This window comes from Aquabacter sp., from assembly GCF_965279295.1.
In the GTDB taxonomy this organism is placed as follows: Bacteria; Pseudomonadota; Alphaproteobacteria; order Rhizobiales; family Xanthobacteraceae; genus Aquabacter.
In genome coordinates, this window is sequence record NZ_CBDIHQ010000012.1 from 119,474 (window position 1) to 136,524 (window position 17,051).

At 66.0% G+C, this 17,051-nt stretch carries 13 protein-coding genes; 5 read left to right on the forward strand and 8 right to left on the reverse strand.

Features of this window, described 5'->3' with window-relative positions:
• The first annotated feature begins 38 nt into the window (after nucleotides 1-38).
• Both ADADO0_RS06045 and ADADO0_RS06050 read left to right on the forward strand, forming a co-directional pair.
• Nucleotides 39-1,292, forward strand: a complete 1,254-nt coding sequence (locus ADADO0_RS06045; RefSeq protein ID WP_511304210.1) for a metallophosphoesterase family protein — start codon at nucleotides 39-41, stop codon at nucleotides 1,290-1,292.
• Nucleotides 1,289-4,753: an ATP-binding protein gene (locus tag ADADO0_RS06050; protein ID WP_511304211.1), complete on the forward strand. Its 3,465-nt coding sequence runs from the start codon at nucleotides 1,289-1,291 to the stop codon at nucleotides 4,751-4,753. Before ADADO0_RS06045 ends, ADADO0_RS06050 begins: the two co-directional genes overlap by 4 nt.
• A 242-nt stretch (nucleotides 4,754-4,995) precedes the next feature.
• Here the strand turns inward: ADADO0_RS06050 and ADADO0_RS06055 are convergent, their stop codons facing one another.
• The 8 genes from ADADO0_RS06055 to ADADO0_RS06090 form a co-directional block, all read right to left on the reverse strand.
• Nucleotides 4,996-6,411, reverse strand: a complete 1,416-nt coding sequence (locus ADADO0_RS06055; protein ID WP_511304212.1) for a TRAP transporter large permease — start codon at nucleotides 6,409-6,411, stop codon at nucleotides 4,996-4,998.
• A 9-nt stretch (nucleotides 6,412-6,420) separates the two neighbouring features.
• The gene (locus ADADO0_RS06060; RefSeq protein WP_511304213.1) at nucleotides 6,421-6,936 is read right to left on the reverse strand and encodes a TRAP transporter small permease; all 516 of its coding nucleotides are present in this window, start codon (nucleotides 6,934-6,936) and stop codon (nucleotides 6,421-6,423) included.
• A 93-nt stretch (nucleotides 6,937-7,029) separates the two neighbouring features.
• Complete coding sequence (locus ADADO0_RS06065; RefSeq protein WP_511304214.1) at nucleotides 7,030-8,112, reverse strand: C4-dicarboxylate TRAP transporter substrate-binding protein; 1,083 nt, start codon at nucleotides 8,110-8,112, stop codon at nucleotides 7,030-7,032.
• A 324-nt stretch (nucleotides 8,113-8,436) separates the two neighbouring features.
• Complete coding sequence (locus tag ADADO0_RS06070; RefSeq protein ID WP_511304215.1) at nucleotides 8,437-8,880, reverse strand: cupin domain-containing protein; 444 nt, start codon at nucleotides 8,878-8,880, stop codon at nucleotides 8,437-8,439.
• Between the two features lie 59 nt (nucleotides 8,881-8,939).
• Nucleotides 8,940-10,184, reverse strand: coding sequence for an FAD binding domain-containing protein (locus ADADO0_RS06075; RefSeq protein ID WP_511304216.1), 1,245 nt, complete (start codon nucleotides 10,182-10,184; stop codon nucleotides 8,940-8,942).
• A gap of 113 nt (nucleotides 10,185-10,297) precedes the next feature.
• Complete coding sequence (locus tag ADADO0_RS06080; RefSeq protein WP_511304217.1) at nucleotides 10,298-11,035, reverse strand: TetR/AcrR family transcriptional regulator; 738 nt, start codon at nucleotides 11,033-11,035, stop codon at nucleotides 10,298-10,300.
• 96 nt (nucleotides 11,036-11,131) lie between these two features.
• The gene (locus ADADO0_RS06085; protein WP_511304218.1) at nucleotides 11,132-12,025 is read right to left on the reverse strand and encodes an amidohydrolase family protein; all 894 of its coding nucleotides are present in this window, start codon (nucleotides 12,023-12,025) and stop codon (nucleotides 11,132-11,134) included.
• Nucleotides 12,022-13,734 carry an IlvD/Edd family dehydratase gene (locus ADADO0_RS06090; protein ID WP_511304219.1) on the reverse strand — a complete coding sequence of 571 codons (1,713 nt, stop codon included), beginning with the start codon at nucleotides 13,732-13,734 and terminating at the stop codon, nucleotides 12,022-12,024. Before ADADO0_RS06090 ends, ADADO0_RS06085 begins: the two co-directional genes overlap by 4 nt.
• Before the next feature lie 196 nt (nucleotides 13,735-13,930).
• On the opposite strand from ADADO0_RS06090, the gene ADADO0_RS06095 reads away from it, so the two are divergent.
• From ADADO0_RS06095 to ADADO0_RS06105, 3 genes are read left to right on the forward strand one after another with little or no spacing between them, the layout of a single operon-like run.
• Entirely contained in the window at nucleotides 13,931-15,220 is a 1,290-nt protein-coding gene (locus ADADO0_RS06095; protein WP_511304220.1) for an ABC transporter substrate-binding protein, read from the forward strand.
• Nucleotides 15,221-15,253: 33 nt separating this feature from the next.
• The gene (locus tag ADADO0_RS06100) at nucleotides 15,254-16,192 is read left to right on the forward strand and encodes a carbohydrate ABC transporter permease (protein ID WP_511304221.1); all 939 of its coding nucleotides are present in this window, start codon (nucleotides 15,254-15,256) and stop codon (nucleotides 16,190-16,192) included.
• A 1-nt stretch (nucleotide 16,193) separates the two neighbouring features.
• A complete protein-coding gene (locus ADADO0_RS06105) occupies nucleotides 16,194-17,051 on the forward strand; it encodes a carbohydrate ABC transporter permease (RefSeq protein ID WP_511304222.1) in 858 nt (285 codons plus the stop codon).

The window sequence follows — 17,051 nt, forward strand, 5'->3', positions numbered from 1 at the left end:
GGCTTGGGGCCGCCCGTCGCCGATCCGCGTGAGTGTCCATGTCGTTCAAATTCATCCATGCGGCGGACATCCACCTGGACAGCCCGCTGCGCGGCCTGTCTCGGCGCGGTGAGATTGCGGATGTCTTCGTGGGCGCATCGCGCCGGGCGTTTGAAAACCTGGTCTCCGCCGCCATCGAGGAGCAGGTGGCCTTCCTCATTATCGCGGGCGACATCTACGACGGCGACTGGCGCGATTATGCCACCGGCCAGTTCTTCGTGCGGCAGATGGGGCGCCTCGCCCGCGCCGGCATCAAGGTCTTCACGATCCGCGGCAATCACGACGCTGATTCCGTCATCACCAAGAACCTGCCGCTTCCCTCCAATGTCCATGCCTTCTCGATCCGCACCGTGGAGCGGATGCCGATCGAGGATTTGAAGGTGATGCTGCACGGGCGCGGGTTCGCCAACCGGCATGTGCCGGAGAATGTCGCGCTGACCTATCCCGCCGCGACGCCCGGCTATTTCAACATCGGCATTCTCCACACCTCGCTCACCGGCCGCGAGGGCCATGATGTGTACGCCCCATGCTCGATCGAGGATCTGCGCAGGGCGGGGTATGATTATTGGGCGCTGGGGCACATTCACCGGCGCGAAATCCTCTCCCGAGATCCCGCCATCGTCTTCCCGGGAAATCTCCAGGGCCGCCACGCCAGGGAAACCGGCGCGAAGGGCGCGATGCTGGTCAGTGTCACGGATGGGGCGGTGGCCGCCATCCAGGAACTGACCCTGGACGCGGTCCGCTTCGCGCATGTTGAGCTTGATCTGTCGGGGGTGGACGACCCAGCCGATTTCCTGCGCAAGGCGCGCGATGCGATGGAAGCGGCGCATAGCGAGGCGGAAGGTCGCCCGCTTGCCCTGCGGCTCACCATCACCGGCGAAACCGCGCTTCATTCCCATTTGCGGGCCCATTCCGAGCAGGTGGTGGCAGATATGGAAGCTGTCGCCGCCGAGGTTAGCGCCGATCTGCTGATCGAGAAGGTGCGTGCCGCCACCACCAGCCCGCGCGTTGCATCTGCGCTTACGGTCGCGGGACTGGATGAGGTTCTGGCAGCGGTCGCCGCCGATCCCGCCTTCCGGGACGAGATCGCCCGTCTTTTGGCCGATCTCAGGAGCAAGCTGCCGGCGGGATTGATGGAATCCTCGGCCGATGGAGCGCAGGATACGCTCGCGGCAAGCGCCATCGCTGCGGCGGAAGACACGGTGCGCGCGGCTTTGCAGGGTGCTTCGCTCCCCAGGGAGCGCGGCGCATGAGGCTCGCCAGGCTGGGGCTCGACCGCTACGGGCATTTCACCGACCGCGTGCTGGAGTTCGATCCGAATGCGCGCGTCACCATCGTGCTGGGCGCGAACGAGGCGGGAAAGAGCACGGCGCTGAAAGCCGTGGTGGATGCGCTGTTCGGCATCGAGCCGCAGTCGCGGTTTGATTTCCTCCACGGCTACAAGGGCATGCGCCTCTCCGCCGATGTCGTTTCCGCCGATGGGCGCAGCCTGTCGTTCGCGCGCCTGAAGCGCCGGACCGCGCCGCTGGTCGATCCCGTCACCGATCAGCCCCTGAATGATGATTGCCTCGCGCCGTTTCTCGGCGCGCATGATCGCAAGGCATTCCTGGAGATTTTCGGCCTCGATCAGGAGCGCCTGCGCGCCGGCGGGCGCAGCCTGCTGGCCGGCGGCGGCGATCTTGCCGATGTCCTGCTGTCGGCGGCTCCCGGCCTTGCCGATGTCGCGGCCCTGCGGGACCGGCTTCAGGCGAGTGCCGCCACCATCTTCAATCCCGACCGGCGCAGCGCCACCCACGCCCTCTATCGCGCCATCGACCGGCGGGCCCAGGCACAGAAGCGCCTGCGGGAGCTGGAGGTTCGGGTCGAGGAGGTCAAGCGCGTGCGCGAGCAGGCCGAACAGGCCGATACGGCGCGCGGCGCGGCTGTGCGTGCCGAGATCGACGCCGGCCTTGCCTGCACCCATGCCCAGGCGCTGGTCGGCGCGGTGAAGGAGTTGCGCCTGATCGATGCCGGCGTGGCGGAGCGCGAGACGCTGGGCGATCTGCCCAGCGTGGAGCCCGGCTTCATCGCCCAGGCCCGTGCCGTGCTGGCGGAAATCTCACGGCAAAGCCCGCTGCTGGACATGGCGCGTGCGGAAGCCGAAGCGGCGGAGGCGGCACTCAATGCTATCGGCCTCGACGACGGCATCTTGCCCTTTGCCGAGGAGATCGAGCAGTGCGACGGCCAACGCACGGCCGTGCAGGGGGAGCTGAAAAGCCTCCCCAAGCGCCGTGATGAGGTGACGGAGGCGCGTTCGGCTCTGATGCGCGTGGCGAGCGGGCTCGGGTTGGCGGATATTGAGGCGCTGCGCGCGCTCTCTCCCGGTCCCCCCGCCCTGGCGCGCGCCGATCGCGCGGCCGACCGGCTCGCCGCAATCGAGGTCCGCAGCGAAGGGTTTGAGGCCGAGCGCAGAACGCTCGCGGGCCGGCGTGCGGAGATCGCACAGGCGCGGGCCGCCCTCGGGCACGTCATCGATCCCGCACTCACCCGGCGGCGGCTGGCCGCGCTCGACGGCGTGGAGGCGCGCGAGCATGCGCTCAAGGCCTTGGGCCACCGGCAGGCGCTGGTTCGCGCCGAACTCTCCGAACGGCTGGTGCGGCTGAACCTCGGCGTGGCGGACGTGGAGGCGCTCGCGGCAATTGCCCTGCCCATGCTTGCGGCGGCGGAAGCGGGCTTGCGGCGCGTTCTGGAAACGACCGACGCTCAGGCGCGGAGCCAGGAGGCCCGTATCCAGGCGATCCAGCAACTTGCGCAGGCCGAGGCGCGCCTGAATGCCCTGAATGCCGGCCGCCCAGCGCCCACGCAGGCCGCCATCGCCGCCGCCCGCCGGGAGCGCGACGATGCCTGGGATGCCCTGAAGCCGATTGCCTTGGGGCACCGTGGGCGGACCGAGGAAGACGCTGCCCTGGCGCATGGGCTCGACCGCGCCATCGGCGAGGCGGACCGACTTGCCGACGAGCGGCTCACCGAGACCAAGCGCCTCGCGGACCTCGCGGCGGCCGAGCGTACGGTCGCGGATCTCAAAGCCGCTGCCGAGGGGGCGCTGGCGCATGCCGAGGCCGCCGGCCGCCGGTGCGACGACGCCTTGGGTGCCTGGAATGGTCTGTGGGCCGTGAGCGGCCTTGCCATGAAGGCGGACGAAACCGCTATCGCCGTGCTGCGGGAAGCCGACGCCATCCTGCGCGGGCGCGGGACGCTGCTGAAAGAGGCGGCTGACGCCGAAGGCCAGCGTGATGCCGCCCGCTGGGACCGGCTGGAATATGAGCAGCTTCGCGCCGACCTCGGCCTGCCGGCGCGCGGCGATGCGCCGGTGCATATTGCGGATATCCGCAGCGCCATCAGTGAACTTGAGCACCGCTTCCAGCAGGCGCGCGATTGCGATCGCGATTTGCGAACTCTCGATCAGGGCGAGGCGGAATTCGCCGGCCGCGCCGACGCCATCGCCGCGGAGCGATTGGCCCTGGCGAGCGAGGTTGCGGCCGTGTTCCCGCCGCTGGCGATCCGCCCCGAGGCCCCGGTGGAGGAGGCGAAAGCCGCCCTCGGGCTGTGGCGCGAGGCGCTGACCATCGACGAGCGGCTGCGCACCGCCGAGCGCCGGGCATCAGGCATCGTCCGCGACGAGCAGGCGTTCACGGCGGCGGTGCACGATCTGGTGGGGCGGGCAGGGGTTTCCCTTCAGGACGATCCGTTCGATGCGGCGCGGCGCCTGCGTGGCCGGCTCGATGCCGCGCGGCAGGCGCGCGCCAAGGCGGATGCGGCCGTCGATGCCCTAAGCAAGCGGCACGCCGCCCTCGCCGCGGCACAGGCCGCGCTCGACCGCAGCCATTCGGGCCTCGCAGCCCTGGTCGCGCCGCTGCCGCCGGTGTGCCGCGCGGCGCTGGAGCCGTTTCTCGACCGGCTGGAGCGCGCGGCCGGCATCGAGGGGCGGATTGACCAGGCGCGGGCCCGGCTGGCGCATATCAGGGGCTCACGGGGCGAAGAGGAGATCCGCGCCGACCTTGCCAACATGGACGATGACACGCTCGCCCGCCGCGTCGCGGAGGCGGAGGCTGTCGCCCAGGCCGCGCGTCTGGCCCGCGACCTGGCGGTGGAACGGGACACCCAGGCCCGAACCGCCCTGGAAGCCATGGAGGCGCGCGACGGCGCCGCCGTTGCGGCGCAGGAGGAGCAGGACGCGCTGTCGGAGATCGCCGACGCCGCCGACCGCTTCACCCGCAATCATGTGGCTGCCCGCCTTCTCGGCATTGCCATCGAGCGCTACCGTCAGGCGCACCAGAACCCGATCGTGGAGCGGGCCTCACGGGCGTTCGCGACTTTGACGTGCGGGCGGTGGGAGGGCATCGGCGTCGATTATGACGAAGACCCGCCCAAGCTCGCGGCGCTGCGCGACGGCCGGCTTCTCGGCATCGGCGCGCTGTCGGAGGGCACCGCGGACCAGTTGTTCCTGGCCTTGCGGGTCGCGGCGATCGAATCCCACGCCACCCGCGCGACGCCATTGCCGTTCATTGCCGACGATCTGTTCGTCAGCTTCGACGAGGCGCGGACAGAAGCCGGGATGACGCTTCTGGCCGAGCTTGGCGCGACCACCCAGGTCATCGTCTTCACCCATCACGCCCATGTGGCGGACTGCGGGGTGCGCGCCCTGGGCGATGCTGCGGCGGTGCTGCGTCTGTAGGGGCGCCTATATTCTGTGTGCGACCTCCTCGGCGAGGAGGACGGAATTGATGCCTTCTACGAACATGGCATCGCGGTTACCGCACCGAGCGTTCGGCCCCATTGAGCTTGACTTGGTGGATGTCGCTCATGGGTCCTATCCTCGTATGGACTTGACGAGCGTATGGTCGGCAGAAGCCGGCGCCGTTGCGGACCTCTCCGCAACGGCTGATTTTCCTCGGTGATGGCGGGCGTCGCCGTTCGCTATTTGACCACCCCGACCTTGCCGAGATTTGGCAGCCAGGTGGCGATTTCGGGGAAGGCGATGATCATGGCGATGACCGAGAGCAGGCAGATCCAGAACGGCACGGAGCCTTTGAAAATCTCACCTACCGAGACATTTTCGTGTGGCAGCGCGGCCTTCACCGTGAACACCAGGATGCCGAAAGGCGGGGTGAGCAGGCCGGTCTCGATGGCTATGATGCCCACCATGGCGAAGGCGAGGGGGTCGTAGCCGAGCGCCATGGCGATGGGGCCGAATACCGGTACCGTGAGCAGAATGATCGAGATGGAATCGATCACGCAGCCAAGCAGGAACCAGATTAGGATCATGATGCCGAGAATGGCGAGCGGCGGCAGGCCGGTGTCGAGGAAGAAGGCCTGCACCGCGCCTGTGATGCCCGTCATCGACAGCACGCGGGAATAGAGCTGCGCCATCACCAGGAGCAGCAGCAGAGGCGCCGAGGTCCGGCCCACCGTGAGCACCACGTCGAAGATGTCCTTCAGCCGCATGCCGCGGCCGATGGCGATGAGCAGCGACAGGGTCGCGCCGACGCCGGCTCCTTCGGTGGGGGTGAACACGCCGAACCAGATGCCGCCGAGCACGCTGAGGATCAGCACCAGCACCAGCAGGGTGCCAACGATGGTCTTGCGGAAGTCCTCGTCCTCTTCGACCCGAGGCGCCTCGGCCGGCATGCGCATGCCACCGCCACCACCGGCCATCGCCGCACCGGAGGTGCTGACGGCAACCACGCCCGCCCCGCCGACGGTCTCGCCCACGAGGGCGGGATAGCGCATGGCGAAATAGACGATGTAGAGGCTGTAGACCGTTACCACGAGAAAGCCTGGGATAATGCCGGCGAGGAACAGGCTGCCGATGGACTGTTCGGTGATGACGCCCCAGACGATCATCAGAACCGAGGGCGGGATCAGCATGCCGAGGCACGCGCTGCCAGCGATGCAGGCCAGCGCGAACTGGCGGTCGTAGCCGTAGCGTTTCATCTCGGGATAGGCGATGCGCGAGAACGCCGCCGCCGCCGCGATGCTCACCCCCGATACGAAGGCGAAGATGGCATTCGCGAACACCGTTGCGATGCCGAGCCGGCCGGGCAGCCATTTCGTCACCCGGTTGACCAGCGCGAACAGATCGCGCGCCGCGCCGCAGCGGGCGAGAAATTCACCCATGAGAATGAACAGCGGGATGACCGCGAAGATATAGTCGCGAATGCCCTCGTAGGCGGTGTTCGAGATGAAGCTCAGCACCACATCGAAGTCGCCGTTCATCATTATGTAGATGCCGAGCGCCGATGCTAGGCCGAGCGCCACCGCGATATGGGTTCCGAGGAAGACGAGGACGAACAGGACGCCGAGAACCAGCGCCATTTGGGTTCCGTCAAACATGGCGCGCCCTCAGTGTGAGACGCCAGTGGCCAGGACTTCGCGGTGCCGTGCGGCGACCACCTGACGACAGGCGAGAAGGATGTAAGCGAGAAAGGCCAGGCCGGTCCCGAGCAGGACTGCGAGGCGCACCGGCCACATGGGAACATGCAGGGCGCCCTCGCCCTCGTATTCGCCGCTGGCGACAGCGTGCATGAAGCCGTCGATGCTGCCCCAGAAGATGATGCCGAACAGCAGCGCGCCGAGCAGCGAGCCGATGATGCCGAGCGCGGCCTGGACCGGAACGGGGAAGTGCACGGTAAAGGCGTCCACATACATCATGCCGCCGGAGACGATGGCGTAGCTGGCCTGCAGGTAGCAGATGATGACGATGGAGGACGACACCAGTTCCGGCGTGCCCTTCAGCGGCGAATTGAAGATTACCCGCCCGATGACGTCCGCGCACACCACGAAGCACAATACAAAGGCGAGCAGGGATGCCACCACTAGGAGGCTCTTGGAGACTAATTCAAGCGCTTTGGAGATCATGAGCGCACCTCTCGGACATCGGCGGCGAAGGACAACGAGGCACCCGGACCCGCACTGCTGCGGATCCGGGCGGACATCACGGGTGTGTTCGGATCACTTGATGTCGTAGCGCACAGGCCACTTGTGGCCGTACTTCTCGTAGAGCTGCATGGCGAGGGAGAGCACCTCGGTGCCCGGCAGGCCGGCCTTGTCCAGCTCGGCGGCCTTCTCCTTCGGCCAATCCTTCAGCGAGGTGGCCCATTCGATGCGCACGCTGTCGGGAACCGCGGTCTTCACCTTGGCGCCGAGTTCCTTCAGCTTCTCGATCTGCTTGGGATAGTTCTCGTCGTTCACCGTGCCGGTCTTGGCCTCGAACTCGCGGGCCACCTGGACGATGATCTCCTGGACTTCCTTCGGCAGCTTGTCATAGCGCGCCTTGTTGATGGTCAAGCCATGCCAGGTGATCGCGCCGAAGCCGGTCTCGGTATAATAGGGCGAGACTTCAAACAGCTTGAAGTTCACCACGCCCGACGGGAACATGATCCAGCCGTTGTACACGCCGGTCTGCATCGCGGTGTAAGCGTCGTTCAGCGAGGACTGCACCGGGATCGCGCCGGCATATTCCAGCCACTTGAGGTTCAGGCCGGCGCCCGCGAGCTTGCGGCCCTTCAGGTCCGACACGGTGTTCCAGTCGAACGTGGTGGTGAGGTTGTAACCGTTGTCCGAGATCAGGGCGATGAGCTTCTGATTGAACTTCTTCTCGAAGACTTCGCTCATGTACGGCACCTTGTCGTACACCTCGCGCGCCACCTTCACGCTCGTAACCGAACTCATGGAGGAGAAGGGCAGCATCACCTGAAACGCCTGCATGGGCAGGTTCGAGGGCTCAAAGCAGAAGCAGTAGCCGCCGATGTCGATGATGCCGGACTGCACCGCCTCTAGCGTGTCGGCGACCTTCACCATGGAGCCGCCGTAGCCCTCCACGAATTCGATCTTGTGGCTGGTCTTCTCGGCCACCCGCTTCGTGACTTCTGGCACGAAGAAGGTCTGCATCAGGTTCACGTAGGTGTTCACCGCCGGGTGGCCCGAGGCGATGCGCAGGCGGAACGTCTCAGCGGCGGCAGGGGCCGCAAAAGCGGCAGCCATCCCGCCGGCCAATGCCAGCGCAACAGCAGAACGGCGCAGAATCAGTTTCATCACAACTTTCCTCCCCTATGATTCTTTTTTCTTCGGACTGCGACGGCGCTTGAATTGGCGTAGCGCTTGGCAATCTTGCACCTGCGTCCTGTCAGAGCGTTGCTCTGAAAGGCAGGGTAGAACGGCATGTTTTCCTTAGGTTATGGTATCGCGCGGCTCGGATAGCCAAATGATGTTTTTTGATCGAGGGCATCATTAATTCTAATGCCCTGACCCAGCCGCCAGTATGGGTCGAGGCCGCCGGCCGACGCTCTCTGGGCTTTATGCGCGCAAAAATCGCCCAGACGCAATGGACTGGACAGCGGTATCATTATCGTGGAGGCGTCACGCCGCGTCCCGAACTTCGGCAAGCACGGACGCCGCCAGCGGGAGCGGGGCGTTTTCGCTGTCCAGGAACTCCACCGTGGTAAAGGTGAGATCGGTGGTGCCGAGGTTTTCCAGGTCGTGGGTCATGAAGGTGCCGGCGGGAAACGTGTGGTGCCGAGTTTCGCCTGGCTTGTAGACCACGTCGACGATGCGCCCGTCGCCATAATGGGAGCGCGCGGCGCCGCCGTTCACGGAGGTCCAGAAATAGTCCAGCACATGGGTGTGGAAGCCGATGCGTTCACCGGGCTTCAGGGTGAGCAGCCACACCCGGACGCGCGGTGTCTGCGACACCAGCCGCGAACCGACCTCGCCATTTCCGGCGCGCGCGGCGAACTCGGCGCGCAGATGTTCCGGCCATTCGGCGGGGGCGTCGGGCCAATGCTGGATGACATGCTTTTCCATCTGTTCCTCCTGCGTCTGCGCGTGTGTCTATGCGTGTGCTTACGCGTCCCTGGCCCGCTTCAGGCGGCGATGCCGGTGTTGACGGCGGTCTCGGCCATGATGGCGTCGGGCTGGCTATGCCGCTCGGCGGCAACCCGGTCTTCCTCGGTGAGGGGCGGGGCCTGCATATAGGCGCCGAGATTGCGCGAGCGCCGCACCACGGCCGCGCCATAGGCCCGGCGCTTCGTGTTGAAGGCGTCGAGTGCGGCGGGGACGTCGGCGGTCTCGATCAGCGCATGGGCCAGGGCGTCGGCATCGGACGCCGCCTTTGTGACGCCCATGCCCACATGAGGGCGCGCCACGAAGGCGGCATCGCCCAGCACCACGGTGTGGGGACCGAGCGCCATGCGCTCCGACACCAGATCCTGAATCACCTGGATGAAGGGCTGGACGGTGCGCTCCACCACCTCGGCGAATTGCGGCGACAGGGTTTCCTGCGCGGTGCGGCGCAGGTCGGCGATGATTTCCGGCCGGATCTTGTTGGGCGGGATCGACAGGGCGTGTTCCACGCCGTCCACGTCGGTCAGAAGATCGCGCAGCAATGGGCCGGCGGGCGCCTGACGGTACCAGACGAGATTGAAGCGCCGGCTGCCGCGCTCCATCGCCTCGTTCTCGCCGGCCACGGGATAGCCGAGCATCTGCTCGCCGGGCGGCAGGGAGAAGGCGAAGTGATCACACAATTCTTCGCGGGTTTTCGGCGAGAGTTCGCCTTCCGCCACCAGGCCGCGCCAGGCGATGTAGCCGGCATAGGTGGGCTTCACGTCCGGCGCGAACTGGGCCCGCACCGTGGAGAAGATGCCATCCGCGCCCACCAGAAGATCGCCCTCGACGCGCTCGCCACCCTCGAAATGGGCGATGACCTTGTCGGGCCCGTCCTCGACCTTCAGCAGGTGGCGGCCGTGATGATACCGCTCCGGCGGGACCGCCTGCCGCAACAGCCCGTAGAGATGTCCCCAGGAGGTGACGATCTGCGGCAGCGGCTGCTCATGGGTGAGGGTGCCGTCGCGCGAGAAGATCCTCCGCCCGAGCACCGGCACCCCGACCCGCGCCGCCTCGCTGTCGACGCCGCAATCCTTCAGCACCTCGAACAGTTCCGCATGGGTGACGATGCCGGCGCCGCGCCCGGAGAGTTCCGAGCCGATACGCTCGTAAATGTGGGCATCCCAGCCGAGGCGCAGCAGCCTCAAGGCCGTGAACAGGCCGGCCATGGACCCGCCGATGATGATCGCCCGCTTGGGCGTCGCAGCCGCGCCGGATAAGGTCATTCTTGCCTCCACCCTCGCCGCCGGCATCCCAGTCCGGGTGCAGCGGGCATATTGATCATTTGATAAATCATCCTCCCGCTGCGCCCCCCAGTCAAGAGTTATTTATCAGTTGATCAATTATATTTGCGACCGCGGCGCGCGGGCGTCTGTGGGACAACCGGATGCGGCGGGACAATCGGCTCGGCTGGCGCAACCGGGTCGGACGGCACAAGGGCGGCGAAGGCTTCGGGCGCGCCGTTGAGAAACGCCTTCACGCGCAGCGCGAGATCGGCGTCGAGGTCGGCCGGCAGCGCCATGCCATAAATGAAGCGTCGCACGCCCATGTAGAAGATTGAGGCGTGCAGGCCCCACACCAACTCCATCTCGGCTTCGTGGATCGGCGCGTCCACGGCAAGCCCGCGTTCGTGGCGCACCTCGCGGACCACGAGATCGAAGGCGGTGGCGCGCAGGAAGGTGAGATAGCGGGCATTGAAATCGAGCCCCTTCAACCCCGCGAACATGAACAGCCGGACCCATTCATAGGTCAGCAGCACCCGCGCGTAGTCCCGGTAGAATTGGGTGAGGCGCTGTTCCAGCGGCACGCTGCGATCGCGCAGCGCCGGCCCCCAGTCGGCGTTCCAGGGATGGAGGTAAACCTCCTCATACACCCGGTCGAGCAGCGCCTCCTTGGAGGGGAAATAGCGATAGAGCAGGGGCTGGGTGATGCCGAGCCGCGCCGCGAGATCGCGCGTCGAGCCGTCGAACCCGAACTCGGCGAAGAAGCCGATGGCGGCCTTGACGATCGCCGCCTCCCGCTCCTTCGGGTCGAGGCGGCGTTTGTCCGCCGGGGTGAGGCTTGGCGGCTTGGCCAATGCGGGAGGCTCCTTCTTCGCCATCCCGCATAGCACCGTGCACGCCATACGGGAACCGGCACCGGCGAGGAAGGAGCAGGGCCGGGTAGATAAGCCTCAGCTTACGTTGGGAAAAGCGCCGAAATCATAGAGCCGGGCGGGGTTTTCGCGGAGGATCAGCGTGCGCACGCTCTCCGGCATTTCGGGCAGGCCGAGGGCGCCGGCCAACTCCAGGTCGTCCGGCATGTCGGCCCATAGTTCGGTGTGCGGCCAGTCGGAGGCCCAGAGCAGGCGGTCGGGGCGATGGGCGACCAGCGCCTCCACGAAGGGCAGCAGGTCGCCATAGGGCGCGCCCGCCCGGCTGACGCGATAGGGGCCGGAGAGCTTCACCCAGAGATTGCCCTCGGCGATGAGCCGCAACAGGCCGGCGAAGATGTCGCCCTCAACCGGCCAGCGGGGATCGAGGAAGCCGAAATGGTCGAGCACCAGCGGCACCGGGCAGTGGCGCACCAGCCCGGCGAGGTCCGCGCCGTTGGAGAGTTCGATCTGAAGCTGGATATGCCAGCCGAGCGGCGCCACCCGGCGCGCCAGCACCGCCACATCCTCCAGCGCCAGACCGCCGGGATTGCGGCGGTTCACCCGGATGCCGCGCACCCCGGCGGCATGCAGGTCGATCAAGGCGGCATCGGAAATATCCGGGTGCACCACGACCACGCCGCGCAGCCGGTCGGGCATGCGGGCGAGCGCGTCCAGCAAGGCGGAATTGTCGGTGCCGTAGACGCTGGGCTGAACCAGCACCGCGCGGTCGATGCCGAGCGCGGCCATGACCGCGATGTAGTCGTCCAGGGTCACAAGCTGTGGGGTGTAATTGCGCACCGCCGCCAGGGGATATTGCTCCGCCAGCCCGAACACATGCATGTGCGTGTCGCATGTGCCCGGCGGCAGGAGGCGCCCGCCCGCCGCGACACCCAGAGGGCGCGGCGGCAGGCAGAGCGGGGCGTCAGGGGTCAAGAGGCGCTGTCCGGGTGCCGCGTCAGGAAGTCGAAGTCGCAGCCGCCGTCCGCCTGGAGCACGGTCTGCTGGAACAGCCGGGCATAGCCGCGCTCGGGGAGCTTGGGCGCCATGTGGGCGGGCAAAGCCGCGCGGCGTCGCGCGAGTTCTTCATCGTCCACCAGCAGGTCGATGCTGCGGCCTGCGACGTCGAGGCAGATCATGTCGCCGCTTTTCACCAGCGCCAGCGGCCCGCCGATGGCCGATTCCGGCGTGATGTGGAGCACGATGGTGCCGAAGGCGGTGCCGCTCATGCGCGCGTCGGAGATCCGCACCATGTCCTTCACGCCCTGCCGGCCCAGTTTCTTGGGGATCGGGAGATAGCCGGCCTCGGGCATGCCCGGTGCGCCCTTCGGCCCGGTGTTGCGCAGCACCAGCACGTCATTGGCGGTGACGTCGAGGTCCGGGTCATCGACCCGCGCCGCCATGTCCTCCACCGATTCGAACACCAGCGCGCGGCCGGTGTGCTGGAGCAGCCTTTCGGTCGCCGCCGCCTGCTTCAGGATCGCGCCGCCGGGGGCGAGATTGCCGTGCAGCACCACCATGGAGCCTTCGGCCTTGAGCGGCTTGGAGCGGGGGCGGATGACATCCTGCCCCGGCACGTCCTCCGCCGCCGCGACCACGTCGCGCAGCGTGCCGCCGGCGACCGTGGGGGCGTCGAGATCGATCAGGTCGCCCAATTGCTTCAGCAGCTTGGGAACGCCGCCGGCGTGGTGGAAATGCTCCATGTAATGGGTGCCGGAGGGCTTCAGATCCACCAGGACGGGAACCTCGCGGCCGATCTTGTCGAGGGTTTCCAGCGCGAATTTGTGCTCGGTGCGATTGGCGATGGCGGTGAGATGGATGATGCCGTTGGTCGAACCGCCGATCGCCTGCATGACCACCATGGCGTTGTGGAACGCGGCGGGGGTGAGCAGTTCGCTGGGGCGCGGACCGCCGGCCACCGCGAGGCGCGCGGCCACCCGGCCGCTCTCCTCGGCGAGGCGGATGCGCTCGGCATGGGGGGCCGGAATGGTGGCGCTCATGGGCAGCGAGAGCCCCATGGCTTCGGTGATGCAGGACATGGTGCTGGCCGTTCCCATGACCATGCAGGTGCCGACCGAGGGCGCGAGGCGGCCGTTCACCGTCTCGATCTCCACCTCGTCGATCTCGCCGGCCCGATGCGCGCTCCACAGGCGCCGGCAGTCGGTGCAGGCACCCAGAACCTCGCCCCGGTGATGGCCGACCACCATGGGTCCCACCGGCACCACCACGGTCGGCAGATCGACGCTGGCGGCGGCCATGATCTGCGCCGGCAGGGTCTTGTCGCAGCCGCCGATCACCACCACGGAATCCATGGGCTGGGCGCGGATCATCTCCTCCGTGTCCATGGACATGAGGTTGCGCAGGAACATGGAGGTGGGGTGGGCGAAGCTTTCGTGGATGGAAATGGTGGGGAACACCATGGGCATGGCGCCGGCCAGCATCACCCCGCGCTTCACGGCCTCGATCAGCTGCGGCACGTTTCCGTGGCAGGGGTTGTAGTCGCTGTAGGTGTTGGTGATGCCGACGATGGGGCGGTCGAGGGCATCGTCAGAATAGCCCATCGCCTTAATGAACGCCTTGCGCAGAAACAGCGCGAAGCCCTCATCCCCATAGCTCGTCAGTCCTTTGCGAAGTCCTCGCGCCATCCTTGCCTTCCTCGTGCCGATCACCGCCGACCTGCGGCGGACAATCATCTTCAACTGTCGCATTGTCAATAATATCGTCGCCTAAAGAGCGATACGTGAGAATCTTGTCCGATTCCACGTTTCATTATTGACAATAATAAATCGCCCCCGCACTCTCCCGCCAAAATCAAGATCATCATTCAAGGGAGGAACGCCAATGAGCAAAATTCGCGGAATCAGCGTCGCAGCCATTATGGCAGCAGCAGCGTTCGGGGGCGTCGGTCCTGCGGTCGCACAGGAACCCACGCAGATCACCATGTGGAGCAACTGGCCGGACGAGCCGGCCAAGAAGGATTGGGTGACGGCCCGGGTCAAGGACTTCGAGGCGGCCAACAAGCAGTGCTCCGTGAAGCTCAGCTTCATCCCCAAGGCCGACATCTACACCCAGGCCAAGTCCGCCGTGCGCACCGGACAGGCCCCGGATATTTTCTACATGGAGCCGGACCAGCCGGAATTCCTGGCCGGCGGCTTCCTTGAGCCCCTGGACGATTACATCAACCTCAAGGGTCTCGAAGACTGGGCAAAGCCCGCCTGGACCTCCAAGGGTAAGGTCTATGGCGTTCCCGTCGAGGCCTATACGGTCGAGCTTTATTACAACAAGGATCTGGTGAAGAAGGTCGGGGTCGATGTTCCCGCCAACTTCCAGCTGACCCAGGAGCAGTTCGCGGATCTGGTGAAGAAGGGCGTCGCCGCCGGCATCACGCCCGTGTCGCAGGGCGTCGGCGATCGTCCGTTCCCGGGCGGACTGCTGCTGTTTGAATCCCTGCTGCGCAAGCTCGGCAAGGACGATTACGCCAAGCTCCTGAACGGCGAACTCTCCTTCAAGGATCCGCGCGTCACCGAGGTGATGACCTGGTTCAAGGGTCTGGTGGATGCCGGCGCCTATCCCAAGAGCTTCTCCACTCTGAAGCTGGGTGAAAGCCACTTCTACTTCTACAACACCCCCGGCTCGCTGACCTTCCCGGACCCGAGCTGGTTCACCGGCCGCGCGTTCGCCTCGCCCGAGAAGGGCGGCATGCCCGCCGACTTCCCGCTCGGCATCATGCAGTTCCCGGCGATGGACAAGGGCGATTGCCCGGACTGCAAGACGCTCGCGGTGGCCGGCAGCTTCGTGATGTTCTCCAAGAGCAAGAACAAGGACTGCGCGGGCGCCCTGCTCAAGTCGATGGCCACCGAAGAGAACGGCACCAAGTGGATGAGCGAAGTCTCACTCCAGTCGGGCCTGAAGTCCGACCCGGCGAAGATCGTCAGCCCGCACAAGGCCTATTTTGCTGAACTGAACGCCCGCAACAAGGACGTGAAGTACTTCTTCGGCACGCCGCTGCTCTACTACCGGGCCAAGTGCGCCGAGACCTATGTGCAGGTTATCAATAACGCGTTCCCCGCCGGCCTGATCAGTGTTCAGGATGCCGCGGACAAGATGGACGCTGCCTGCCTGAAGAAGTGACCGAAGAAGTAACACATAGCTGAGGCGATCACCTTGCAGACCCAAACACAGAGCGAGGGGGCGAAAGCCTCCTCCTCCAGCCTCGCCGATCCCCGCCGTGCCACGCGGCTGGTGCTGGCCATATTCCTGGGGCCGGGTCTCCTGGTCTATTGCGGGCTCACCGCCTATCCCGCGTTCCGCACCATCTACGACAGCTTCTTCACCATCGAGGGGATGGAAGCGACCTTTGTCGGGCTCCAGAATTATCGCGACCTGATGGGCGACGAGACCTTCTGGATCGCGGTGCGCAACACCTTCATCTGGTCGTTCGTCGCGCCGGTGCTCGATGTCGCGACCGGCCTCCTGCTGGCCCTCGCGCTTTATGCCGGCGTGCCGTTCGCCCGCTTCCTGCGGGTCGCATGGTTCACCCCGGTGCTCCTGTCCTATGTGGTCGTCGCGATCCTGTGGATGTGGATCTACAATTACGACTGGGGCATCCTCAACGAGGTCCTGCGCACGCTCGGCCTCGGCGGCCTTGCCTCCTCATGGCTCGGCAATCCCAACCTCGCGCTCGCCTCCGTCATCGTCACCCACGCCTGGAAATGGGCCGGCTTCAACATGGTGGTGTGCCTCGCTGCCATCCACTCCCTGCCGAAGGAAGTGCTGGAGGCCTCCGATCTCGACAATTGCGGGTGGGGCGCCAAGCTGCGCTACATCATCATCCCGATGCTGCGGCCGACCTTGCTGAGCCTCTATATCCTCGCCTTCATCGGCAAGATGAAGATCTTCGATCTGGTCTGGATCATGACGCAGGGCGGCCCGCTCTGGGCGACCGAGACGGTCTCCACCTACGTCTACAAGCGCGCCTTCAACTGGAACACGTTCGACCTCGGCTACCCCTCCGCCATCGCGACGGTGTGGTTCCTGGTGGTCTGCGCGTCCGTGATCATCCTCAACCGCGTGCTCAGCTCGCGTGAGCGGCTGGAGTATTGAGATGACCGCAGTTGCTGCTCGCGAGGGCAAGAAGCCCTTGCCGCGCCTGTTCGGGCGCGGCGCCCTCGCCCTGGTGCTGGGCATCTACACCATCTACACGCTCGGCCCGTTCCTGTGGCTCGCCAGCATGTCGGTGCGCACAACGGCGGAAATCAGCGCCGACCATTACGCCTGGCCGCGCCCGTTCCACTGGGAGCAGTTCCGCATCGCCTGGGTGGACAGCGATTTCGCCACCTATTTCTGGAACTCGACTTTGGTGGTGGTGGGCGCGGTGGCCGTGGTCACGCTGGTCGGCGCCGCCGCCGCCCACGCCTTGGCGCGCTACCGCTTCAAGGGCAATCGGCTGATCTACGGCATCCTGTTTTCGTCGATCATCTTCCCGCCGCAGATCACCTTGATCTCGCTCTACCAGATCCTGGTGGACTATAATCTCTACAACAGCCTGTTCGGTCTCTCGCTGGTCTATGTCTCGCTGCAACTGCCGCTCACGGTCTATCTTCTGGAAGGCTTCTTCGCCCGCATCCCGCAGGACCTGTTCGATGCTGCGAAGATCGACGGCTATGGCGATCTGGAGATTTTCTGGCGCATCGTGCTGCCCGTGGGCATGCCCGCCATCGCCACCACGCTGATCCTCAACTTCATCCAGCTCTGGAACGAGTTCCTGTTCGCCGTGGTGCTCATCACCGATCCCGAGAAGCGCACCCTGCCGATCGGCATCCGCGCCTTCATGGGGGATCATTTCCAGGACATCGGCATGATCGCCACCGGCGTGATGATCTCGGTCATCCCGGTGATCGTCGCCTATGTCTTCTTCTCCGAAAAACTCATCCGCGGCATGACCGCTGGCGCGATCAAGTGA